The organism is Streptomyces sp. NPDC046122, from assembly GCF_056429965.1.
Genome location: NZ_JBWKLQ010000008.1, coordinates 152,179 through 175,829, shown reverse-complemented (window position 1 = coordinate 175,829; position 23,651 = coordinate 152,179). Strand labels below are relative to the sequence as shown.

21 protein-coding genes are annotated in these 23,651 nt (G+C 68.9%); 16 read left to right on the top strand and 5 right to left on the bottom strand.

All coding sequences use genetic code 11. The features are described 5' to 3' along the window. Nucleotides 1-3: 3 nt before the first annotated feature. From AC07FK_RS22360 to AC07FK_RS22310, 11 genes are all read left to right on the top strand, one after another. On the top strand, nt 4-2,400 hold the full coding sequence (locus AC07FK_RS22360) for a KR domain-containing protein (protein WP_479106690.1): 2,397 nt from the start codon (nt 4-6) through the stop codon (nt 2,398-2,400). A gap of 22 nt (nt 2,401-2,422) precedes the next feature. After that, nucleotides 2,423-2,845: an ester cyclase gene (locus AC07FK_RS22355; RefSeq protein ID WP_479106689.1), complete on the top strand. Its 423-nt coding sequence runs from the start codon at nt 2,423-2,425 to the stop codon at nt 2,843-2,845. Next, a complete protein-coding gene (locus AC07FK_RS22350; protein WP_479106688.1) occupies nt 2,842-3,699 on the top strand; it encodes an SDR family NAD(P)-dependent oxidoreductase in 858 nt (285 codons plus the stop codon). The genes AC07FK_RS22355 and AC07FK_RS22350 overlap by 4 nt, the downstream gene beginning before the upstream one ends. 27 nt (nt 3,700-3,726) lie before the next feature. Further along, on the top strand, nt 3,727-5,157 hold the full coding sequence (locus tag AC07FK_RS22345) for a cytochrome P450 (RefSeq protein WP_479106687.1): 1,431 nt from the start codon (nt 3,727-3,729) through the stop codon (nt 5,155-5,157). Continuing rightward, nucleotides 5,154-6,629 (top strand): aldehyde dehydrogenase family protein, encoded by a 1,476-nt coding sequence (locus AC07FK_RS22340; RefSeq protein ID WP_479106686.1) that lies wholly within the window; start codon nt 5,154-5,156, stop codon nt 6,627-6,629. Before AC07FK_RS22345 ends, AC07FK_RS22340 begins: the two co-directional genes overlap by 4 nt. 40 nt (nt 6,630-6,669) lie before the next feature. Next, nucleotides 6,670-7,893 (top strand): FAD-dependent monooxygenase, encoded by a 1,224-nt coding sequence (locus AC07FK_RS22335; RefSeq protein WP_479106685.1) that lies wholly within the window; start codon nt 6,670-6,672, stop codon nt 7,891-7,893. Between the two features lie 61 nt (nt 7,894-7,954). Further along, nucleotides 7,955-8,980, top strand: coding sequence for an NADP-dependent oxidoreductase (locus tag AC07FK_RS22330; RefSeq protein WP_479106684.1), 1,026 nt, complete (start codon nt 7,955-7,957; stop codon nt 8,978-8,980). A 55-nt stretch (nt 8,981-9,035) separates the two neighbouring features. Next, entirely contained in the window at nt 9,036-10,406 is a 1,371-nt protein-coding gene (locus AC07FK_RS22325) for an FAD-dependent oxidoreductase (RefSeq protein WP_479106683.1), read from the top strand. Then, nucleotides 10,399-11,187 (top strand): SDR family NAD(P)-dependent oxidoreductase, encoded by a 789-nt coding sequence (locus AC07FK_RS22320; protein WP_479106682.1) that lies wholly within the window; start codon nt 10,399-10,401, stop codon nt 11,185-11,187. The genes AC07FK_RS22325 and AC07FK_RS22320 overlap by 8 nt, the downstream gene beginning before the upstream one ends. 599 nt (nt 11,188-11,786) lie before the next feature. Continuing rightward, nucleotides 11,787-13,019: an IS701 family transposase gene (locus AC07FK_RS22315; RefSeq protein ID WP_479106681.1), complete on the top strand. Its 1,233-nt coding sequence runs from the start codon at nt 11,787-11,789 to the stop codon at nt 13,017-13,019. Between the two features lie 256 nt (nt 13,020-13,275). Next, nucleotides 13,276-14,046: an SDR family NAD(P)-dependent oxidoreductase gene (locus tag AC07FK_RS22310; protein WP_479106680.1), complete on the top strand. Its 771-nt coding sequence runs from the start codon at nt 13,276-13,278 to the stop codon at nt 14,044-14,046. A gap of 49 nt (nt 14,047-14,095) precedes the next feature. On the opposite strand, the gene AC07FK_RS22305 is transcribed toward AC07FK_RS22310, so the two are convergent. Further along, nucleotides 14,096-15,046 carry a ScbA/BarX family gamma-butyrolactone biosynthesis protein gene (locus tag AC07FK_RS22305; protein ID WP_479106679.1) on the bottom strand — a complete coding sequence of 317 codons (951 nt, stop codon included), beginning with the start codon at nt 15,044-15,046 and terminating at the stop codon, nt 14,096-14,098. 110 nt (nt 15,047-15,156) lie between these two features. Between AC07FK_RS22305 and AC07FK_RS22300 the strand changes: the two genes are divergently transcribed. After that, nucleotides 15,157-15,789, top strand: a complete 633-nt coding sequence (locus AC07FK_RS22300; protein ID WP_479106678.1) for a ScbR family autoregulator-binding transcription factor — start codon at nt 15,157-15,159, stop codon at nt 15,787-15,789. Between the two features lie 605 nt (nt 15,790-16,394). Here the strand turns inward: AC07FK_RS22300 and AC07FK_RS22295 are convergent. From AC07FK_RS22295 to AC07FK_RS22285, 3 genes are all read right to left on the bottom strand, one after another. After that, nucleotides 16,395-17,054: a response regulator gene (locus tag AC07FK_RS22295; protein ID WP_479106677.1), complete on the bottom strand. Its 660-nt coding sequence runs from the start codon at nt 17,052-17,054 to the stop codon at nt 16,395-16,397. 24 nt (nt 17,055-17,078) lie between these two features. Further along, nucleotides 17,079-18,809, bottom strand: coding sequence for a sensor histidine kinase (locus tag AC07FK_RS22290; RefSeq protein ID WP_479106676.1), 1,731 nt, complete (start codon nt 18,807-18,809; stop codon nt 17,079-17,081). Between the two features lie 163 nt (nt 18,810-18,972). Beyond that, on the bottom strand, nt 18,973-19,680 hold the full coding sequence (locus AC07FK_RS22285; protein WP_479106675.1) for a DUF5324 family protein: 708 nt from the start codon (nt 19,678-19,680) through the stop codon (nt 18,973-18,975). Nucleotides 19,681-19,958: 278 nt separating this feature from the next. Between AC07FK_RS22285 and AC07FK_RS22280 the strand changes: the two genes are divergently transcribed. Together AC07FK_RS22280 and AC07FK_RS22275 are read left to right on the top strand one after the other, a co-directional pair. Further along, nucleotides 19,959-20,486, top strand: a complete 528-nt coding sequence (locus AC07FK_RS22280; protein ID WP_479106674.1) for a peptidylprolyl isomerase — start codon at nt 19,959-19,961, stop codon at nt 20,484-20,486. A 127-nt stretch (nt 20,487-20,613) separates the two neighbouring features. Further along, nucleotides 20,614-21,456: a rhomboid family intramembrane serine protease gene (locus AC07FK_RS22275; protein ID WP_479106673.1), complete on the top strand. Its 843-nt coding sequence runs from the start codon at nt 20,614-20,616 to the stop codon at nt 21,454-21,456. Between the two features lie 274 nt (nt 21,457-21,730). Here AC07FK_RS22275 and crgA read toward each other — a convergent pair whose 3' ends face one another. Next, nucleotides 21,731-21,991: a cell division protein CrgA gene (crgA, locus tag AC07FK_RS22270; protein WP_479106672.1), complete on the bottom strand. Its 261-nt coding sequence runs from the start codon at nt 21,989-21,991 to the stop codon at nt 21,731-21,733. A 148-nt stretch (nt 21,992-22,139) separates the two neighbouring features. Here crgA and AC07FK_RS22265 point away from each other — a divergent pair, with 148 nt between their 5' ends. Continuing rightward, nucleotides 22,140-22,907: a DUF881 domain-containing protein gene (locus AC07FK_RS22265; RefSeq protein ID WP_479106671.1), complete on the top strand. Its 768-nt coding sequence runs from the start codon at nt 22,140-22,142 to the stop codon at nt 22,905-22,907. Between the two features lie 24 nt (nt 22,908-22,931). Next, nucleotides 22,932-23,612, top strand: coding sequence for a class E sortase (locus AC07FK_RS22260; protein ID WP_479106792.1), 681 nt, complete (start codon nt 22,932-22,934; stop codon nt 23,610-23,612). Nucleotides 23,613-23,651: the final 39 nt, after the last annotated feature.

The window sequence follows — 23,651 nt, the reverse complement described above, 5'->3', positions numbered from 1 at the left end:
GCGATGACGCTGCTGACCGACGCCGCCCCGGCCGCCGGGAGCGAGGGCGCGGGGGCCGACGGAACCCAGCCGGTACACCGCATGCTGTGGCGCCTCGCACCCGCCGGCGCCGCGATGCCGGCCCGTACTCTCGCGGGCCGGACCGTCGTGGTCGTCGCCGACGAGAGCGACGTGGCCGACCGCGTCCGCGCGGTGCTGCGCGCGCGGGGCGCCGAGGTGGCTGATGCCATGGCCTGGACCGGAGCCGAAAAACCGCGCGGGCCGGTCCCCGACACCATCGTCGACCTCACCCTGGCCGAACCTTTCGCACCGGGTGAGCGGGGACAGTGGCTCGACGCGCTGCTGCGTACGTTCGCGGTCCTGCGTCACTGTTACGCGGACTGGAGCGCGGAGACGGCCGCAGGCCGGCTCTCCTATCTCGCCGTCACCTATCTCGGCGGCGGCATGGGCTATCACCCGGAGGACGACCTGGCCCAGCCGCTGGGCGGCCTGTGGGCCGGGCTGGCCAAAACGCTCCACCGCGAACTGCCCAACTGCGCGGCCCGGATCATCGACGTCCCGTTGACGGACGCCGGGCGGCTGCCCGAGCTGGTCGCCGACGAGCTGGTCCTGGGCGGGCTCAGTGAGATCGGGCACCGGGACGGCCACCGCTGGACCCTGACCCCCGAGGCGGCCGGGCCCGGGCCCGCCACGCTCACCTTCGACGCCTCCGACACGCTGCTCATGAGCGGCGGCGGGCGCGGAATCGGCATGGCCCTGGCCCGCCGCCTCGCCGCCGAGCACGGGATGCGGGTTGTGGTCACGGGCCGTTCCGCGCTCCCCGCACCCGAGACCTGGGCGGACCTCACTCCCGAGGCTCTGCAGGAGCGTCGCCGCGCCCTGTGGGCGCAGCACCGCGACGGGCGTCCGGTCACCGAGATCCGCCGGGACATCGCCCGCGCGGAGAGCACGTGGGAACTGGTCGAGAACCTGCTGCGTGCCCGGGCCGACGGCCTGCGCATCGAATACCGCTCGTGCGACGTCACCGACCGCGAGCAGGTCGAGGCGCTCGTCGCCGCACTTCCCGGGCTGACCGCCGTCATCCACAATGCGGGGGTCGATCGGCCCGTCCGGCTCCCGGGCAAGTCCGACGCCGACATCACGGCGGTCGTGGCCACCAAGGTCGATTCGTTCCTGCACCTCTTCCGGGCCGTACGGGGAAGGGAACTCAAGGTCTTCTGCACGGTGGGCTCCCTCACCGGGCGGCTCGGCGGAATGGTCGGCCAGTTCGACTACGCGGCGGCCAACGAATGCCTGGCCCGGCTCGGCCTGTGGGCCCGGCGTCAGGCTTCTTTCCCGGTGATGACGCTGGCCTGGCCCACGTGGGCCCGGCTCGGGCTGATCGCCAACTTCGAGGCCAGCCTGCGGTATATGGCCGCGATGGGGGTGGCCGACGGCCTGGCCCACTGGCACGCCGAGCTGCTCGCCGGTACGCGCGGGGAGATCAGTTTCGTCGGCCCGCTGGGGCAGGCTCTGGACCCGGTGCAGGCGGTAAGCTACCCCATGGCGGAGTGCCTGCCCGGCTTCTCCGACACGTACCCGAAGATCTTCCACCTCGGTGCGCCCGAGTACTTCAAGGCGCATGAACGGCTGGTGTCCGTTGTCGAGTTCGACCCGGTCAGTACTCCGGCCGTAGGCGACTTCACCGTGCACGGCGAGCCCGCCGTGCCGGTGGGGCTGCTCCTGGAGAACGCCGTACGGGGAGCCGAGTGGATCGTGCCGGAGCATCTGCCCCGGCAGGTCCTGCTGGCGGTGGAGGATCTGTCGGTGCCCTGGGCGCTGCTGCGCCCGGGCGCGGACGGGCGGATACGTCTGCGACGCGACGTGCGCGGCGCAGACGTGGACGGCCGGTGGAGTGTCGATGTCACCTTCCACGCGGACGGTGCCGATCAGAGCGCCTGGGTCCGGCTGGTCTTCGGCAGCCCGGACGGCGCGGCCGGCACCGGACCGCCGCCGTCCGTCGCCGGACCCTCCGGCGAGGCCACCCTGTTCACCGAGGTGCCCGTACTGAAGTGGCGCGGCCTGGCCGTACCTATCGCCGTCTGGCGCCAGGAAGGCGCCAACCAGATCGTCACGGAGGTGGGCAGCTGCCACCCCGGCGATCTGTGGGCGGTGCCGCAGCCCCCGGCGTGCGCGACCCCCATCGCCGCGATCGAGAACATCGTGCGGGCCGTTTCCGAGCGCATCCCCGGGCTGCCCAGCACCCCTGATCCGTTGACCGTGCACGGCATCTCGATGTGCGGTCCGGTGCCGGACCGCACCCGTATCACCGTCGACCCCGCCCTCGGTGTCTGGCGGATCACCGATGCCGCCACCGGCGCACCCGTGGCCGTACTCCACCGGCCCTGCCACACCAACTGACCAATGAAACAAGGAGTTTGCAATGTCTGCGATCAGTGTCAACCGCCGTCTGCTGGAGCACTACTACGAGGAGTGCCTCAACAAGGGCAACCTCGACGCCGTCTACGAGAAGGCCGTCCCCGAGCACGTGAGCCACGGCACTGTGGCCGAGGGCTTCGACGGGCTTGAGCACCTGCGCGAGTGGGTCAGGATCCAGCGCGCGTCGTTCCCCGATCTCCATGTGACCGTCGACGAATGGATAGAGGAGGGCGACAACAAGGTCGTGCAGCGGTTCACCGCGCGCGGCTCACACACTGGCGAGGACTACCACGGCATTCCGGCGTCCGGGCGGAGCTTCGAGATCTGGGGCATCGTCATCGACCACTTCAAGGACGGCAAGATCGTCGAGAGCTGGTTCTCCATGGACGGCATGGAGCTGGCCAAGCAACTCGGGGTCTTCGGGTGAGTACGCCACAGCCCGTCGCGCTGGTCACCGGCTGCTCGTCGGGGATCGGCCGCGCCACCGCCGTCCGGTTGCACCGGGCCGGGCTCCGGGTCGTCGCCACGGCCCGCGACCCAGGGACGCTGGGCGACCTGAGGGACCTGGGGACGGACACCCGCGCCCTGGACGTCACCGACGAGGAGTCCGTGCGTGCGGCCGTCGAGAGCGTCACCGCCGAGCACGGCCGGATCGACGTCCTCGTGAACAACGCGGGCTACGGTCTGTCCGGCACCTTTGAGGAGACCGGGCTGGACCGCGTGCGCGACCAGTTCGAGACGAATGTCTTCGGCCTGGTCCGGCTCACCCAACTGGTCCTGCCGGGCATGCGGGAGCACGGTGGCGGCACGGTCGTCAACGTCTCATCGATCTTCGGACGCTACGCGGCACCGGGTGGCGGCTACTACCACGCGAGTAAACACGCGGTCGAAGCGCTCAGTGACGCGCTGCGACTGGAGGTCTCCGGCTTCGGCATACGCGTCGTGGTCGTCGAGCCGGGGCCCGTCCACACCGCGTGGGGCCAGACCTTCATCGACCAACTGCCGTCGCCCCGCGAGGACTCCCCGTACCGACGCTTCCACGAACGGACGGCGGAGTACTACGACGCCCTCTACAACCGCACCCGCAAGACGCTGGCCGGCACCTTCGCCATCGAAGCGGACCAGGTGGCGGCGGCCATCGAGAAGGCGGTACGTGCCCGCAGGCCGCGGGCGCGCTACCCGGTCGGGTTCCTGGCCGCGAGCACGATCGCGCTGCGCCGGCTGGTGCCCGACTCCGTCTTCGACAGCGCGTTCATCCGCCGGCAGTTCCCGACGCCGTAACCAGTCGATCCTTGAGGTGACGACAGCATGACGACCACGTCGCGTACCGCGGCCCTGCGGCAGGTTCCCGGGCCGCGAGGTGTGCCGGTCCTGGGCAGCCTTCCCCAGTGGAAGACGTCCACCGCCGAATTCCTGCTCCAGGTCCAGCGTGACTACGGCGAGATCAGCCGTATGAAGCTTGGTCCGCAGACCGTCTATCTGGTCTCGGACCCGGACGCGGTCGGCCGCGTACTGAAGGAGAGCAGCGGCAACTACGTCCGGGGCAGCCTCTACGAGCAGTTCAAGACCGTCATGGGCGACGGGTTGCTCACCACGGACGGCGACTTCTGGAAGTCGCACCGCCGGGCTGTCCAGCCCGCCTTCCTACGCAAGGCCGTGACCGCTGTCGGCCCCTATGTGGTGGACGCGACCAACGAGATGCTCGACGAGTGGGAGGAGCGTGCGCACCGGGGCGAGCCCGTCGACCTGATCACCGAGACGCTGAAGTTGACCCTGGTCACGCTGAGCCGCTCGCTGTTCGGCTTCGACATCAAGCCCGCGGCCCCCGTGCTCAAGGACGTCGTGGACAACGTCGTCGAGGTGATGTTCAAGCACGGTTCGGTCACCGAGATGCTGCCGTCCTGGCTGCCGACGAAACGCAACCGCTCCATAGCCCGCGACCGCAGGATCTTCGGCCGGCTGGTCGAAGAGATCAGGGAGCGGCACGCGGAGACCGGCGAAGGCCGCCTGATGGAGCTGATCGAAGCCGCCACCGACCCGGTCACCGGTGAGCGGTGGAGCGACGAAGAGATCCGCGACGAAATGCTGACCATCTATCTCGCCGGGCACGAGACGACCGCCGTGGCGCTGCTGTGGACGCTGCTCTCCGTCGCCAACAACCCTTCCGTCCAGGACGAGATGGACAATGAGATCGCCCGCGTCCTGGGCGGACGGGTACCCGGCCCCGAGGACGTGGAGGGTCTTCAGTACACCAAGCAGGTCATCGACGAGTCCCTGCGCCTCTACCCGCCGATCTGGGTCTATCCGCGCGACGCCGTGGGCGACGACGAACTCGGCGGCTACCACATCCCGGCCAAGTCCTCGGTCCTGCTCTCGCCCCTCGTCTCCCACCGCAATCCGCGCTACTGGGACAACCCGGAGGCATTCGACCCGCACCGGTTCGATCCCCACCTGGTCAAGCAGCGACCGAGGATGACCTACTTCCCCTTCGGCGCGGGTGCCCGGATGTGTATCGGGAACTACATGGCGCTGCTGGAGCTGCGGATCGCCGTCGCGATGATCAGCCAGCGCTTCCGGCTGAGTGTGTTGCCCGGCAACTTCATACGCTACGGAGACACCTCGATCTCCCTGCGCCCGATGAGCGACGTCTGGGTGAAGCTGCACCCGCGCGACGCGCGGCCCGGGGCCACCGCTGCCGCCTCCGCCTCTGTGGCGTCCGGCACGGGAGTGGTGGCATGACCACAGTGGACGCCGCGCGGGAGATCGTCTCTCGCGACCCGCGTGACGGGCGCGAGCTGGGCCGCTATCCGGTCCACTCCGCCGCCGAGGTGACCGCCGCCGTCGATGGCGCCCGTGAGGCCGCGCACCGCTGGTCGGGGATCGGCTTCGCCGCCCGCCGAAAGCACCTGGACACCTGGCGGCGGCTGCTGCTGCGGCGCGCGGACGAACTGATCGAGCTGATCTCGGCCGAGACGGGCAAGACCAGGGCCGACGCGCAGCTCGAAGTGATTTTGATGGTGGACCATCTGCGCTGGGCGGCGGCCCACGCGGAGAAGGTGCTGCGGCGCCGCCGGGTCAGCCCCGGGTTGCTGATGTTCAACCACAGCGCCACCGTCGACCACCATCCGCTCGGGGTGGTCGGGGTGATCGGGCCGTGGAACTACCCAGTGTTCATTCCGATCGGGCCGATCGCCCACGCCCTGGCAGCGGGCAACGCCGTGGTGTTCAAACCCAGCGAGCACGCCCCCGGGACCGGACGGTGGCTCGCCCACACGTTCGCCGAGGCCGTACCCGGGCACCGGGTCCTCGACGTCGTCCTCGGCTTCGGGGAGACCGGCGGCGCACTGTGCCGCTCCGGGGTGGACAAGGTCGCCTTCACCGGCTCGACCGCCACCGGGAAGCGCGTCATGGCGGCGTGCGCCGAAAGCCTCACACCGGTGCTGCTCGAATGCGGCGGCAAGGACGCCGTGATCGTCGACCAGGACGCGGACCTGGAAGCGGCGGCGGACGCCACGGTATGGGGTGGCCTGTCCAATGCCGGGCAGACCTGTGTCGGCGTGGAGCGGGTCTACGTGCACCGGGCCGTCGCCGAGCGGTTCACCGAGCTCGTCGTCGAGTACGCGAAGGACATACGGGCCGGAGCGTCGCGTGACGCGGACATCGGGCCGATGACCACTCCGGAGCAGCCCGACACCGTCGCCGAACACATTCGTGACGCGCTCGCCCAGGGCGGCAGCGCGCTGCTCGGCGGCCCCCATTCGGTACGCGCCCCCTATGTCGATCCGGTGGTACTCACCGATGTGCCCGAGAACTCGGCCGCGCTCACCCAGGAGACCTTCGGCCCGGTCATCGTGATCAACCGGGTCGCCTCCATGGGCGAGGCGATCGAGAAGGCCAACGCCTGCGCCTACGGGCTCGGAGCCGCGGTCTATTCGCGTAGGCGAGGGCCCGAGATCGCCCGGCGGCTGCGTACCGGAATGGTGTCGGTGAACTCGGTACTGGCCTTCGCCGGCGTGCCCGGGCTGCCTTTCGGCGGCACCGGCGCCTCCGGATTCGGCCGGGTGCACGGACCGGAGGGGCTGCTGGAGTTCTCCCGCACCCAGTCCGTGACACGGCAGCGGATACGGCCCTTCCTCCAGCCGCTGTCCTTCCAACGCACTCCCCGCACGATGGAAATCCTGATGCGTCTCGTCCGGACCGTGTACGGCTGAAGCCCTCTTTACATCTCATTCTGAAAACACCGGAGTTGACGTGGGAATACCGAACGAAACCGATGTGCTGGTCGTGGGCAGCGGCCCGGCCGGCGCACTGTTGGGCTGCCTGCTCGCCCGCCGGGGAATCGATGTCCTGGTCGTGGAGAAGCAGCCGGACTTCGAACGGGACTTCCGAGGGGAAAGCCTCGCCGCGCCTTCGGTGATCGCTCTGCGCAGGCTTGGATTCGGTGACGCGCTGGAACGCCATGGCTATCTGGAAAGCTCCGGCGTCACCATGTGGCTGGAAGGTCGCCGGATCTTCCATGTCGACTACAACCGCTTCTCCATCGGCACACTGCCGATCGAGTTCCCGCAGCCCCCGCTGATCCGTGCCTTCCACGAGGGAGCAGCCGGGCTGCCGAACCACACCTTCGCCGCAGGAACCCGATTCACCGGGCTGCTGGAGAAGGACGGGGCGGTACGTGGTGCGGTGCTCAAGCAGGGCGACGGTACCGCGGTCGAGGTACGGGCTCGCCTTGTCGTGGGCGCCGACGGTCGCTTCTCCAAGGTACGCAAGGCGGCAGGACTGGACCCGGAGATCGTCCAGGCCGAGCGGGATCTGCTGTCCTTCAGGCTGCCCCGGCCCGACGGTTGGGCCCTCGAATCGGAGCTCGTAGTCGACCGCGACCGGCACCTCGCCGTACTGCCGACGTATCCGGACGCCCTGCGGGTCAGCCACAACCTCCCCAAGAAGGGCCTGGGCACTCTGCGCAAGGCGGGCTTCGACAGCTTCCGTGAGCGGGTCGCCTCCATCGACCCCCGGCTGGCCCCGCTGATCGAAGGGCACTTGCGCTCCTGGGACGACACCAGCTTCCTGGAGGTTTTCAATGCCCAGGTGGACCAGTGGGCGCGCGACGGACTGGTCCTCGTCGGAGACGCGTCCCACACCTGCACACCGACCCTCGGACAGGGTGTCAATCTCGCCTTCCAGGACGTGGTCGGTCTGACCCCGCTGATCGCCGCCGCCCTGGCCGGCGGCGAGCGCGACGGTGTCGTACGGGCCGACGTTTTCGCCGGATTCATCGCGGAGCGCCGCAAGCACAAGGATTTCGTGACCGGCTTCCAGCGCCGCCAGGAGTCCTCGCTGGCGATGAGCACGCCCTGGCAGACAGCGCTGCGCCGCGCCCGGATGCGGACGCTGAACGCCCTGCCGGTGAAGTACCGAGTCTTCGACCGGCTGCTGAACCTGCCCCACGGGATCGACCCGGCCGACGAGCGCTGAGCCCGGTCCCCGGACAAGAACGCAGCAGAGACAGATGAAGTCAGAGAGAGGAAGCAGCGACATGAGCGCACTGCCCGCCGTCAGCCGTGAATGGCACCTGGTGGCCCGCCCCGAGGGCGAGCCGAAACCGGAGGACTTCGCACTGCGCGAGGCTGCCGTCCGCGCACCCGGCGAAGGCCGCATCCTGGTCCGCAACCTGTACTTCTCCGTCGACCCGTACATGCGCGGCCGGATGGGCACCACCCCCGGCTATGCCTACTTCCCGCCGTACGAGCTGAACGAGGTGCTCGGCGGCCACGCCGTCGGCGAGGTCGTCGCGGCGAACGTCCCCGGCTTCGAAGCCGGTGATTATGTCCTGCACTTCGCCGGCTGGCGGGAGTACGCGGACGTCGCCGCCGCCGAAGCCACCAAGGTGGGCGTGGAAGGGGTGCCGCTCACGGCGTATCTCAGCGTCCTCGGTATGACCGGCCTGTCCGCGTACGCCGGGCTCTACGAAGTCGCCTCCTTCAAAAGGGGCGATGTCGTCTTCGTCTCCGGCGCCGCGGGGGCTGTCGGCAGCCAGGCCGGCCAGCTCGCCAGGCTCAGCGGCGCCGCACGGGTCATCGGATCGGCGGGCACCGACGAGAAGGTCAAGGCGCTCATTGAGCAGTTCGGCTTCGACGACGCGTTCAACTACCGCACCGCGCCCGTCGCCGAGCAGCTCGTCAAGGCCGCCCCCGACGGTATCGACGTCTACTTCGACACGGTCGGTGGCGACCATCTCGAAGCGGCGATCGCCTCGCTCAATGAGCACGGCCGCGTCGCGATGTGCGGCGCCATCGCCCAGTACAACGACATCGAGCCGCCGCCGGGTCCGCGCAATCTCGCGCAGGCCATCGGTAAGCGGCTCAGCCTGCGCGGCATGCTCGTGACCGATTTCGAGGCACTTCAGCCGCGCTTCATTGAGGAGGTCTCGGCCCGGGTTCTCTCTGGCGAACTCACCTGGCGCGAAACGATCGTCGAAGGCATCGAGAACGGTACCGATGCCTTCCTCGGGCTCTTCCGGGGCGACAACACCGGAAAGATGATCGTTCGCCTCAGCCACTGACCCAGAGCTAGCTGACTCAAGGACCGGTACCGACGAAAAGGAAGGAAACATGGCCGTGGTCGGCAGACATGCCGTGGTCATCGGGGGATCGATGAGCGGGCTCATGGCGGCCCGCGTCCTCACCGAGCACTTCTCCACAGTGACGGTGCTGGACCGGGACAGGCTCCCCGACGCCCCGCGCTCGCGCCGTGGCGTGCCACATGCGGAGCACGGGCACGCGCTGCTGCTCGGCGGCAAGCGGAAGCTGGGGGAGCTCTTCCCCAGGATCGACGGTGAACTGCTCGCCGGAGGCGCGGTGCCCTTCGACCCCGGACTCGATCTCCTGATGCACCAGATGGGCGCGCTGCGGCAGCGCTTCCGCAGCGGAGACCAGGGCCTCAGCCTCACCCGGGCTCTGCTGGAGTACACCGTGCGCGCCCGGGTCGCCGCCCTGCCCACGGTGGAGATCCGCGACCGTACCGCGGTGTGCGGACTCACCGGTACCGCCGGCCGGGTCACGGGAGTGGAACTGGAGGTCGGCGGGACACTCCCCGCCGACCTCGTCGTCAACGCCTCGGGACGCGGCGGCGCAGGCGTCGACAACTGGCTGCGCGCACTCGGCTGCCCGGCCCCCGAGACCGACGCCGTGAAGGTCGACGTCGGCTACACCACTCGGCTCTTCCACCGGAAGCCCGGCGAACGGCTCGCCGACGGCGGCCTGTTGCACTTGATGGCGGGCGCGAACGGCGACAAGCGAGCCGCCGCCGTGTTCGCTGTCGAGGGTGACCGCTGGATGGTCACGCTCGGCGGCTGGCACCGCGCACACGCTCCCACCGATCCGGCGGGCTTCTCCGAGTTCGCCGCCGGCCTGCCCAGCCAGGCAGTACGCGACATCGTCTCCCGGGCCGAACCGGTCGACGACGGCGAGGCGAAGAAGTTCACCTTCCCCGCCGCCCGCCGCCGCCGCTTCGAACGGCTGCGCCACCTGCCGTCCGGCTTCGTGGCCGTCGGAGACGCGCTGTGCAGCTTCAACCCGCTGTACGGGCAGGGCATGACGGTCGGAGCCCTTGAGGCCGTGGCGCTGGGCCGCGCCCTGGACACGGCACGCGGCACGGGCTCCGCCATGGCACGCACCTACTACGCCGCCGCCGCCAAAGTCATCGACGCGCCCTGGCAGATGGCAATCGGGGGCGACTTCGCCCACCCCGAGACCACCGGCCCCAGGCCACGCGGCACGACATTCCGGAATTGGTACACCGCCCGAGTCCTGCTGGCCAGCCATGTCTCCGCGCCGGTCAATCGCGTGCTGATGGACGTGCAGCAGCTCCTCGCGCCGCCGACCGCAGTGCTGCGTCCCACGACGGCCGTACGCGCCCTGCTTGCTGCCCGGCGCTCTCCGGCCCTTTGCGCAACCGATCCTCGAAAGAAGGAAACTCTCCATGTCTGACACGTTCAAGTACCAGGCCGCGCCGACAGGCGCTCACGAATTCATCGGCAAGACGGCCCTGATCACCGGAGGTGGCTCCGGCATCGGCCGGGCCGTCGCCCACCGCCTGGCCGGGGCTGGCGCTGACATCGTCGTCACCGGCCGGGACAACGCCAAGATCGAGAAGGTCGCCTCCGAGATCGAGGAGCGCGGCGGCCGGGCCCTGGCCGTCGTCGCCGATGTCACCGATCCGGACGCCGTCGCCGCGTCCGTACGCGCCGCTGTCGACACTTTCGGCGGGCTGCATCTGGCGGTCAACAACGCCGCAATCCCCGGCCCCAAGGGCATCACTGGTGAGTTTCCACCCGAGGCGTTCCAGCGGGTGATCGAGACCAACCTCATCGGTGTCTTCAACAGCCTCCACCACGAGCTCCCGGCGATCGTGGCCTCGGGCGGCGGCGCCGTCGTCAACATGGGCTCGATCCTGAGCGTGAAGCCTCTGGCCGGCTCACCCGCGTACACCGCCGCCAAACACGGACTGATCGGACTGACCAAGACGTCCGCACTCGAATACGCCCCGCTGGGCGTGCGTGTCAACGCGGTAGGCCCCGGTTTTGTCGAGACGCAGTTCCTAGTGGACTTCGACGACGAGACCAAGGATTACTTTGCGACGCTGCACCCTGCGGGCCGGTTCGGCACCACGGAGGAAGTAGCGGAACTGACCGCCTTCCTGCTCTCCGACCGCGCGTCGTTCTCGTATGGAAGCTACTACCCGGTCGACGGTGGATACGCGGCTTCCTGACAGGGGATTTGTCACGTGAGGCGCAGCCTTCGGGCATCGGGAAGCTGGTCACGCCCTGCCGCGCCCCACCATCCTGGTCCTTCACGTTCTGCTGCCACGTCTTGGGCCCTCTCCCTCCCGCGCCGCGACTGCCGCCAGTCAGCCTGGCTCCGTCGGGTTGCGGCCCACCAGCCGCCCGATCATCGGGTGTCGACCTCAGGAAGGTATAGGTCGCGCACAGTAGTGCAGAGTCAATAACGCTTGCCGGTGTCGCTACAACGTGTCGCTAAGCCGTGACTAGGTGTCCGCGCTAATTAAACGCTCGTTAGGTTTTTCTGCTCGGTCATTGATCGCGCTCGGGCTGGGAGGTGAGGCGCATCTCGCCAATGTCCGCTCCGCTAGGCCCAACCTGGCTACTTCCACGGCTTATGCGGGGACATTCCATCCATCTGACGCCCCGCTGACCGTCGCCCGCGCAAGGTGTGACGATGCTAACGTCGATCTTGGTGGCGCAAAATGCTGACCACATGTTCAACTACTCACTGCTACTAAGGCTAAACGGGGGGCTGTTGCGATCACAGAAAGTGATCGGACTGCTGTGTTGAAGCAGGGGGCAGGACGTGTCCAGGTTCAATGGGTTGAGGAGTGATGCCCGGCGAGACGTCGCCGGAGACTCAGCTTCGGAGTTCTCCAGACGCATGCTGATCTCGCTACCGCGTCGCGATCAACGGGAGCGAGGCGAGTGGTACGTCTCGGGGCTACTGTCCGTACCGGGGCGCAAGTCCATGCGCTCCATCGCGTCCCTGGTGGGCGGAAGTGCTGCCGAACAGCGCCTCCAACACTTCATCAGCAAGTCCTCCTGGGACTGGGGGCCGGTGCGCAGGGCTCTGGCCTCTCACATCGACAGGGTTCTGGTGCCGCAGGCCTGGGTGGTGCGGCCGATGGTCGTGCTCAAGACCGGCAATCACACCGTCGGCGTGCAGGAGTCGTTTGTCCCCCAGCTCGGCAAGGTGGCCAATAATCAGCGGTCGTACAGCGTCTGGCTGGCCAACGAGCAGCGGAGCGCGCCGATCAACTGGCGCCTGGAACTCCCCGAGAGCTGGGTAGAGGACGAGGTGTGGCGAAGGCGGGGCGAGATACCGGACGAGATGGGCACGAGTCGGCGAAGCCCGTGTGCGCTCGAGGCCGCACTCGAAGTCGCCGACGGATGGGGACTGCAGTGCCGACCGGTCGTGGTGGACGCCTGTGAGTACGACGCGGCCGCTTTCGTACGCGGCTTCGTGCGTGCAGATCTTCCATTCGTCATCAAGATCGACGGGTCGACCCCGTTGATGCCGCGCGATGTGTTGTTTTCGCGCCAAAGCGAGCGGCCCGTCTCGGCGCGGAAGTTGGTCGAGGGTGTGAAGCGGGCCTCTCGCGAGGTTGGCTGGGTGGACCCGAGCAGTTCTGTCACCCAGTCCGCCCTCGTCACTGGAACCAAAGTCGCCCTGCCTCACATGTCGGCTCCTTCAGCGCGATCGGAATCCGTGGCGGCTCGCGGGGGCGAGCCGCTGCTGCAGCTGGCCGGAGTGTGGTCGGGCAGCACACGGCAGCCTCGGGAACTGTGGCTCTCCAACCTGACTGAGGTACCACCCGCCCTCCTCCTGCGACTGGGGCGGCTCACCGCACGGGTCGACCGTGACTTCTCCGATGTGAGTAACCGGGTAGGCGCCATGGACTTTGAGGGCCGTACCTTCGGTGGCTGGCACCGGCACATGACCCTGAGCTCCGTCGCGCACGGCATCGTGACTCTCTCTTCGAGCTGTTGGCAGGGACAGGAATTACCTCAGCGTGGCCGCCCCCGCAGTGCCTGACCGAACCCCGTAGGAGACGAGCCTTCTTTCCACGGAAGGAACGAGCCGTCATGCCGAATCAGTACTCCAAGGAGCACAGGGAGCGGGTCGTGCGCCTGGAGCCTGAAAAACGCGATCAGCAACCGCCGGCCAAGGGCCCCACGACCGAGGATTCGTCTCGCCCAAGGTCCGCCCGAGCAGCCCGACGGGCGACCAGGCCAGGTGGATGGGCTTGGGAGTGATCACTGCGCACAGCCCTTATGGAAGACTCGGACGGATGAACGATTTCAAGGGCCTTCTGAACGGAAGAGTTGCCCTCATCACTGGAGCCAGCAGCGGCATAGGCGCCGCCGCGGCACGGGTCTTCGCGCACGAAGGAGCGATCGTCGTCCTCACAGCCAGGAGAAAACACAGGCTGGAGACGCTCGTTCAGGAGCTGCGCGACAAGGGCCAAGAAGCCTCCTGCATCGTGGCCGACGTGACACGCTGCGAGGAAGCCGGACGCGCGGTGCGCCACGCGGTCGATCGGTACGGACGGCTGGACGCAGCGTTCAACAATGCCGGAGTCGGAGGCGATCAGACCCCGTTTCACCTTTTGGGGGACGACGTCTACGACTCTGTGATGGACACGAACGTACGGGGCGTCTGGAACTGCATGCGTCACGAGATCACCGCGATGCTCGCAGGGGACGGCGGAGCCATCGTCAACACCACGAGTGTCGGCGGCCTGTTGGCGATTCCCGCGGCCGCACCGTACGTGGCCGCGAAGCACGCTGTCGTCGGCCTGACCAGAGCTGCGGCTGCAGAGTACGCGAGGCAGCGGATCAGGGTCAACGCGGTGGCGCCGGGGGCGACGCGCAGCGAGATTACCGAAGACTGGTTCGCCCGGAATCCAGGCCTGGAGAATGCCGTGGTGGGGATGACTCCCCAGCGGCGCATCGCGGAGCCCGAAGAGATCGCGCAAGCGGCCGCGTGGCTCTGCAGTGATCGTTCTCCGTTTCTCACCGGCGCTGTCGTGCCGGTCGACGGTGGCTTCAGCAACGAGTGAGCAGGCGTGAGACCGGGCACCGACAGCCGGTCCCACGCCTTTCCGCGGCCTACCGGATCGGCTTTGCTCCAGTGAGGGTGCTCCGGAAGGTCACGGCCTCGTTCTGCCTCCCTACCACCTCCACCGCGGTGGTGTTGATCCGGTCGGAGGGCAGGAAGGTGGCCTCGATCCAGCATGGCGAGTCGAACTCCACATAGCGAAGGAAGGAGTTGGTGACAGTGTCCGGCCGGAATGAGGTGCCCACGAGTGCGATCGCGGCCTGGTTCGCTGCTTCGGCGAGTACCAGCCCCGGCACGTGGTCGACACGGTGGTCGAACAGCGAGCGGTTGTCGGTCACATTCCGCAATCTCCAAGTACCCGGCTTTCCGGCCGGGCCGAGGACCACGTCGTTGGAGTCGACGCGCCCCACCGACTGGGGGGCCAGTGGCTCCGGTATGGCGGCCTCGTCCCAGGCGACATGGAGTTTCTCTCCTCGCAGCCGTTCGTAGACCGCGCGCGAGATGCAGGAGAAGTCGCAGTCGACCCGGGCGACGAGGTTCTCTCTGTGCCTGATTTCCAACTCGATGTGCAGATCGGTGAGTGAGCGTCCGCGCCGTCGCGCTTTCGTGCAGCGCGCCCTGACCACCAGGAAGGCCGGTCTGTCGGAGAAGAGGGCGGCGCCCGGCGCGACCGTGAAGTTCAAGTTCTCTAGCAGAGTCTCGTTGGCTTGGGGAACCCCCAGAGCAGCGTGCGCGATCAACAGACCGGCCTGGCGGTGGGTCTGGGCGATCAGCATCGGGTCCGGTCCCCGGCCACCACCGGACCCACTGAGCGGCACGGGCCAGCGTGCTCTGAACAGGAACTCCACCGGACTGAGCTGTGCCCACGCGGTGAGTCGTACGGACTCGGCTCTGGTCAGGTGAAGGTGGTCCCAGGAGATGTCTGTCGTCCACTGAACGTCTCGTCCAGCCTGCTTCGGCTCCGCTGCGCCGTCGTGCGTACTGGCCGGCGAATTGAGCAATGGTCCCCCTATGTCGGCTGTGCGGAGGAGTAGGTCCGCTCCACCCCACGACCAGTAAAATACGTATCCAGCGTTCGATTGCTCAAGATCACCCAGGTTAAGAGGTTGACATGGCGTCTCAAACCCGGGGTGCTCGAACTAGGCAGCAGCTGTTGGACGCGGCTGCTTCCGTGTTCCTCGAGTGCGGGTACGAAGGTGCCAGCATGGGCGAGATCACGAAGCGCGCGGGCCTCACCAAGGGAGCCGCGTACTTTCACTTCAGCTCCAAAGAGGCGCTGGCCCGAAGCGTGCTCGACGCGGCCGTAACCACGGACGGCGTGGTGCCGCAGACGCTCAAGCTGCAGGAGCTGGTCGACATCGCCATGGCGCTCGCCTACCGCCTGCCGCGGGAGCCAGTGCAGGCGGCGGCGCTGCGGCTCGCGGTGGATAACGCCGCGCGTCGGCTGCTCGGCACCGCGTGGCCCGAGTGGATCGTTGTGCTCACGGACGTTCTCGAAGAAGCGAAGCGCCGTGGAGAGACGCTTCCCCATCTGGATCCGGTTCAGACGGGCCGGGTCGTGATGAGTGCATGGACAGGCATGTCCCTCGTTCTGGACGAGGTGCCCAGCGGCGCAGACCTGGAGTATCACATCGGTTCGCTCCTCGACCATCTGCTCCCGTCGATCGCCGTGCCCGCGGTGCTTGCCCAGCTGGACACCGCGCCGGGACGCGGCGCCCGGGTCGCGATAGTCCCGAGTCGGTGAGCGCCATGACAGCGCTTTCTTAGCTGGACCCTGCCTGGTCCCGGCCCCTTCGGCGGTGACGACCGCAGGACGGCCCCAAACCGTGAACCCTTGAGAGGTAGCAGTGCAGCAGTACTGAAAACAGGGCGTCGAAGGAGGGAGTGGCGACTGGAGGCCCGCCATCACATGACTACGCATGATCCTGCTCTGAGTGAGCAGCAGCCAACCGCCATGCCCCCGCCTGGTGCGTTCGGTTTGACCCATGCGAGCTACCCGACTGCGCTCTCCGACTCACTGACCCACGGTTTGCGCAAATGGAAAGCTCCGGTGCCAGCAGATGCTATTTGAGGGGCCTAACGGTAGTTAAGCGTTGCTTGCGCAACGATTTGTGGTGCTGTGCCCACCAGTGGGCGCATCGGGTCGGGGCAGCGGGATCGAGCAGGATGGAGCAGGACGGAAACGGGTGGGAAAGTCCGATTCTCTCGCAAAAATTTGGTAAAGTCGCAGGTCGGAGTGTTGTCCGTTTCGGGTTCGAATCTCCTAGGCTCCACAAGCAGATGCCCGTCCGGCCTGTTTCCACAGGTCAGAGGGGCATTCTTTCGCTTCTCCGGTCGCCTGCCGACCGGTCACAGAGCGGCGTCGCGGGCGAGCAGCGCCGCCTGCACCCGGTTCTCGCAGCCGAGCTTCGCCAGGATCCGGCTGACGTACGTCTTCACGGTGGCCTCGCTCATGTGCAGCCGCCGGCCCGCGTCCGCGTTCGACAGGCCCTCGCCGAGCAGCGCGAGGACGTCGCGTTCCCGCTCGCTGAGGGCGCTGACCAGCCGCCGCGCCTCCTCGGCGCGGGCGGGAGCCCGGCCCGAGGCGAGCTGCTCCACCACGTGCCGGGTCGCCCCCGGCGACAGGTAGGCGTCACCGGCCGCGGCTGCCCGTACCGCCCCGATCAGCTCGGCCGGCGCGGTGTCCTTGAGCAGGAAACCCGCGCCGCCGCTCTCCAGGGCCCGCAGGACGTTCTCCCGCTCGCCGAACGTCGTCAGGACGATGACGCGCGCCGCCGGCGCCGCCCGGCCCAGCTCCGCGAGTGCGGTGAGCCCGTCCATCACGGGCATCTGGAGGTCGAGCAGTACGACGTCCGGCGCGTGGACGCGCGCCAGCTCCACCGCCTCGCGGCCGTTCGCCGCCTCGGCCACGACCTCGACGGTCCGGTCCGAGGTGAGGATCATGCGGATGCCCGCCCGGATGAGGGGCTCGTCGTCCGCGATCACGACCCTGATGTGCGCACCCGTCACGCTTGCTCCCCCGCTGCCGCTCACCTAGAGCACGACGTCGTACGACTTCTTCTCGATCAGCTTGCCGTCCCGGAAGCAGAAGCGGAACACCGGCTCCGCCGACAGGCTCCCGGTCTCCGACGACGCCAGGACCAGGCATGTGGACCCCTCGGGCCGCTCCGGACCGCCTTCCTCGAGGCCCTCGGTCATGAACGAGTCGCCGTCCGGGAGGCTGTCGCGGACCTTCTTCTCCGACGTGCCGACCTTCACCGCCTCGTAGTCGCTCGGCTCGATCATGCCCCGCTCCGCCGATCCCGCCAGGAAGAACAGGGCGAACCCGCCCGCGACCACCAGCAGCACCAGGGCCGCCACCGCGATGCCGCAGCCCAGTACGACCCCGCTGCTCCTGCTTCCGCGCCCATCACTCATCGCCAGCTCCCTCCGCACAACGGTCCAGTCCATGACCGGACCACCGTTGCCGACCGGGACCGCCCAGGACTGCTGCCGGAAGTCGTCCTCCGCGTCGACCAAAGGCGCTGAGCCCGTGCCCGGGGGCAGGCCCTCGGCGCCGTACGGCAGGACGCCCGCGACCCGGAACCCCCCTTCGTCGGTGCGCCCCGCGTGGACCATGCCGCCGACCAGCCGGGCCCGTTCCCGCAGGCCTGTCAGGCCCTGGCCGCCGCTGACGACGTCGCCGGGGTCCGCCGGAGCCGGGCCGTTCGCGATCTCCACGACCAGCGAGTCCGGTTCGTACCGCAGCTCGACGGTGATCGGGGCACCCGGCGCGTGCTTGTACGCGTTGGTCAGCGCCTCCTGCACGATCCTGTACGCCGCGTGGTCGGCGGCCGCCGCCAGGGGCCGCCGCCCGCCGGTGCACCGCAGCTCGACGGTGTTCCCGGCCGCCCGCGCCGCCGCCACCAGGCCGTCCACGCCGGCGGCCCCGCGCGCCGCCGGGTGCGGGTCCTCGACGGGCGGCGGACCCGGGACGGCGGTCGCGTCGTCCCGCTCGACGCCGTCGCGCAGGATGCCGACGACCTCGCGCAGCTCGTGCATCGCGGCCACCGAGGCGTCGCGCAGTACGCCGACGCCTTCGCGCTGGCGGTCCGTCAGAGCGGGGTCGACCTCCAGGGCGCCGGTGTGCACGGAGATCAGCGCCAGCTGGTGGCCCAGGCTGTCGTGCATGTCCTGGGCGATCCGCTGCCGTTCGCGCAGCCGCGCCTGCCCGGCCACCATGGCGCGCTCGCGCAGCAGTTGGGCGTTGTGTTCCTGGAGGGCGTGCAGCAGCGTGCGGCGCTGGGTCCAGTAGCGGCTGGCCAGGCCGGGGACGACCGTCGTCGCGAGGAAGTAGAGGGTGCTGAACATGATCAGCATCAGCGGGGAGAAACGCGGCAGCTCGGAGAGCGTGCCGATGACGATGTTCAGTACGCACGAGGCGGTGAACGCCGCCAGCGCCCTGCCGGCCCCCGGGATCCGGCGGCCCGCGGACCATCCCGCCACGATGAGCAGCGGCCCGAATCCGGCCAGCTCCCCCGCCACCCCGCCGGCGACCACCAGGACCGTCGCCGGCAGCCGGCGGCGCAGCAGCGACAGCACCGCGACGGCGAGAGCGGTGGCGCACTGCACCGGGCCCGTACTGCCCATCAGGTCCTGGGTGCCGGCCGCCAGCAGGGCCAGTACCGCCGCCAGCACGCTCTCGCCGGCGATCCGGCGGGCCGGCCAGGGCTCCGGGCCGGCCAGCCACTGCCGGCCGGCCCTGATCTTCGATGACACGTCCACGGCCGCACTCTAGGCAGCGGGCCGAAGGCGCCGCCGCACACTTTCGTCGCGGTCCTCACCTACGAAAGAGAACGCGGACACGAAGACGGGTGCCGGGCGACCCTAAGGTCTCCCGGCACCCGTCCGTACCGCCGTCCGTGCCGCTGACGCCTGCGCGCTGAGGTCAGTCGGTCTTCCGGTCGCGCTCCGCGGCCTCGGCCTCCGCCTCGGCCTGCTTGGCCTCGACCTCCGGGTCAAGCACCTGACCGCTGCCGTCGACCGAGGTCAGCGGCGCACGGTCGGGCACCTCGGTGGCGGCCGGGGGCTCGACCAGCCAGTCCGGGTTCGCCTGCTTGTCCCACCACTTCCACGCCGCGAAGACGCCGCCCGCCAGCACGCCGAACACGGCGACGCCCTTGGCCACCCGGCCCGCCCTGGCCCGCCGCTCGTGCTTCTTGACGAGCTTGCGGATCTCCTTCGCGGTGATCTGTCCGCGCAGGGCGGCCACGGCGGCCGCACTGCGCGCGGCGGCCTGCTCGGCCACGGGCTGAGCCACCGCCATCGCGTGTTCGACGCGGGGCACGGTGAAGTCGGCGGCCTGCCGGGCGGCGTGCCGGGTGCGTACCGCGGCGCGGTGGGCGGCCACGTCGACCTTCGGGGGCACGTGGGTACGGGCCTGCTCTATGCGCGGCGCCACATGAACGCCGTACTGGACACGGGCCTGGTGAGCGGCCGCGGAAACCTTCGGCGCGAGCCGTACGCGGGCGTCGTGCGCATATTGCGTGGCCTGTTCCTTGGCCGTACCGGCGTAGGGCGCCACCACTTCCGCGGCGTGCAGCACGCTCTCCTTCGCCGATTCGGATGCGGCGCGCACGCTGTCGATGCGGGTCACTGGATCCTCCTCCTTGGTGGCGGTTCGGTATATCGCCTGTCCACCCATTTCGAAATCATGCCCGCCGCGGGCAAACACGGCACGTGCGGACGGGCATCCGGGTCATGGGCGGCGACTGGGGCGATCTCGGGGCTCTCTGGGCAAGGCGGTGCAAGAAGACCTCGCGCACGACCATGCCACGATTCGGGCTGCCGCGTGGCGGTTCGGCGGCTACTCGTCGTAAACGCGGCGTGGGAGGATCGGAAGAAGCGTCAGCGAAGACTTATGGAAGGCAGAACGTGGCCGAGCAGCTTTACGCCACCCTGAAGACCAGCCGGGGCGACATCGAGATCCGGCTCCTGCCGAATCACGCCCCGAAGACGGTCAGGAATTTCGTGGAACTCGCCCAGGGTGAGCGGGAGTGGACGAACCCCGAGACGGGGCAGAAGACCACCGACCGGCTGTACGACGGCACCGTCTTCCACCGCGTCATCGGCGACTTCATGATCCAGGGCGGGGACCCGCTGGGCAACGGCACCGGCGGCCCCGGCTTCGAGTTCAAGGACGAGTTCCACCCCGACCTCGCCTTCGACCGGCCGTACCTGCTGGCCATGGCCAACGCGGGGCCGGGCACGAACGGCTCGCAGTTCTTCATCACCGTGTCCCCGACGATGTGGCTGACGGGCAAGCACACCATCTTCGGCGAGGTCGTGGACCCGGCGAGCCAGAAGACCGTGGACGCCATCGTGGCCACGCCGACGAACCCGCGCACCGCTCGTCCGGTCACCGACGTCGTCATCGAGTCGGTCGTCGTGGAGAGCCGCTGAGACCGCCGTGTTCCGCGCGAGCCGCCCGCCGGGAACCAAACCGCCCCGCCCGTCCGTACTGGAGAGGCGGGGCGGTGCGGTGGACCGCACCGCCAAGAGCCACACCTAGGGATCTGGGGACGGACCGATGGATCACTGCTACCGGCATCCGGACCGGGAGACGGGCATCCGCTGCACCCGCTGCGAACGCCCGGTCTGCCCGGAGTGCATGATCAGCGCGTCGGTCGGTTTCCAGTGCCCCGACTGCGTCCGCGAAGGCTCGGGCACGGGCCACGCCCCGGCAGCGAGCCGGCCGCGCACGATCACGGGCGGCACGGTCGCCGCCGATCCGCGGCTGGTCACCAAGATCCTGCTGGCGATCAACGCGGCGCTGTTCGTCGCGGTGCTGGCGCGCGAGAGCCTCGTCCACGATCTCGACCTCGTCGGACTCGCGATCAGCAGGGACCTCCAGGTCGTCGGGGTCGCCGACGGCGAGTGGTACCGCCTGGTCACGGCGATGTTCCTGCATCAGGAGTTCTGGCACATCGGGTTCAACATGCTGCTCCTGTGGTGGCTCGGCGGCCCCCTCGAAGCCGTGCTCGGCCGCGCCCGCTACCTGGCGCTCTACCTGCTGTCCGGCCTGGCCGGCTGCGCGCTCACCTATCTTCTGGCCGCCCCGAACCAGCCGTCGCTCGGTGCCTCCGGTGCGATCTACGGACTCTTCGGCGCGACCGTGGTCCTCATGCGGCGCATGAACCAGGACATGCGGCCGATCCTGGTCCTGCTGGGCCTGAACCTGGTCTTGACCTTCGCCCTGAGCGGCATCGCCTGGCAGGCGCATGTGGGCGGCCTGGTCGCCGGCACCCTGATCGCCGTCGCCATGGTCCACGCCCCGCGCGAGCGCCGGGCGCTGGTGCAGTACGGCACCTGTGGAATCGTGCTGCTCGTCACCGCGGGGCTGGTCGTGGCGCGTACGGCGATGCTCACCTGAGCGCCGGTAGCGGCGATTGCGCGAAAGTTGTCCACAGCGATCGCCGGACGCTGTGCATTCAGGTGGAACGTGCGGGAACAGCTGTGCCCCTCGTCGCTGAACTGGGTTTTTCCCAGTCCGGACAAGGGGCAGGCCGTAACTTCTTGGCGCCTCGGAAGGCTCACGCAGTCACACCGGCGTCAACACCCTGTGAGTTATCCACAGATCGTCTGACCTTTCCCCACCGTGTGGACAACGCTGTGGATAACCTCTGGTCAGAGGTTGCGCGGCGCGCTCATTTCCACTGTGTGGAGACGCCGAAGCCGGCGGCGATGAAGCCGAATCCGACGACGATGTTCCAGTTGTCCAGGCTCTGGACCGGCAGGTCGCCCTCGGTCACGTAGAAGACGACGATCCAGGCGAGACCGATGAGGAAGAGCGCCAGCATCACCGGAGCCACCCAGTTGCGGTTCGTCAGCCTGATGGCCGTCGCCTGCTTCGCAGGCGCCGGCGGCGGCGTGAAGTCTGACTTCTTGCGGATACGTGACTTCGGCACGAGGGACTCTCCTGTCGATGCGCTGCGTTACCGCGCAGGGAACTGTGGCTGGCGCCCGGTGCGGGAGCGGTACGGGAACACTGCCGCTGCCTCCCCCGGGCGTCCGTTAGCGTAGTGCTTCCGCGGCGTCGAAGGAGATAAGGGTACGTTGAGCAATTCTGCCGACTCTGCCACCGAACCCGCCCGGCGCCCTGCCCTGCGGCCGGTCAGGCTGCTGACGGCCGGGGTTTTCGCGCTCGCCGGGCTGATCTTCGTGACCAGCTTCAACACGGCCAAGGGCACGAACATCCGTACCGACGCCTCGCTGCTGAAGCTCTCCGACCTCATCGACCAGCGCAGTCACAAGAACAAGGAGCTGGGCGACCGGACGGCGGCCGTGCGCGACGACGTCGACGCGCTCGCGCAGCGCGGTGACAGCAGCACCAGTGCCGAGGACGCGAAGCTGAAGGCGCTGGAGGCGTCCGCCGGCACCAGGAAGCTCTCCGGAACCGGGCTCACCGTCACGCTCGACGACGCCCCGCCGGACGCCACGGCGAATCCCGGATACCCCGAGCCGCAGCCCAACGACCTGGTCATCCACCAGCAGGACCTCCAGGCGGTCGTCAACGCGCTGTGGCAGGGCGGCGCCAAGGGCATCAGGGTCATGGACCAGCGGCTGATCTCCACCAGCGCGGTGCGCTGCGTCGGCAACACCCTGATTCTCCAGGGCCGCGTCTACTCGCCGCCGTACAAGGTCACCGCGATCGGCGACCGCGACGATCTCCAGCGGGCGCTCACGGCCTCCACGGCGCTGCAGAACTATCAGCTGTACGTGAAGGCGTACGGGCTCGGGTGGAAAGTCGACGAGCACGAGGCGATGACTCTTCCCGGCTACTCGGGCACAGTGGATCTCCACTACGCGAGGCCCGTCGAGTAACCGGGGGAGCCGATGTCGGGGCGGCTGTCGGTGCGGCTGATCGTCAGGACGTTCAGCGAACTGTGCGTCACGGCCGGCGCCCTCGTCGTGCTGTTCGTCGCGTACGTGATGTTCTGGACCGGTGTCGAGGCCGCCGACGCGAGCGAGGGGCAGATCGACAGCCTCCAGGAGACCTGGGCGCGGGCCCCCGTCCGGAGTGCCGCCCCGCCGGCTCCGCCCGCACCCGAGGCGTACGAGCCGGGCCGGCCCTTCGCGGTGATGTACGTGCCGCGCCTCGGCCGGGACTGGGACTGGCCCGTCCTGGAGGGCACCGGGGCCGGGACCCTGAAGAAAGGGCTCGGCCATTACGCGGGGACGGCGCGGCTCGGCGGGACGGGCAACTTCTCCGTCGCCGGCCACCGCCGTACGCACGGCGATCCCTTCAAGGACTTCCCGAAGCTGCGGCCCGGTGACGCGGTGGTGCTGACCGACGGGACGACGTGGTTCACGTACCGCGTCGGGAACAGGCCGTACCGGACCGTTCCGGGCGACGTCGGGGTGATCGACGACGTTCCCGAGAAGGCCGGTTTCGACGGCCCGGGACGCTATCTGACGCTGACCACGTGCGAGCCCGAGTGGGGCAGCAGCCACCGGCTGGTCGTGTGGGCCCATCTCGACGCCACCCGGCCCGTGGAGGAGGGCCGGCCGCCCGCATTGAGCGGCTGACCCACGAGCCCCCGCCGTTGCCCTTTACTCTGGGTTTCG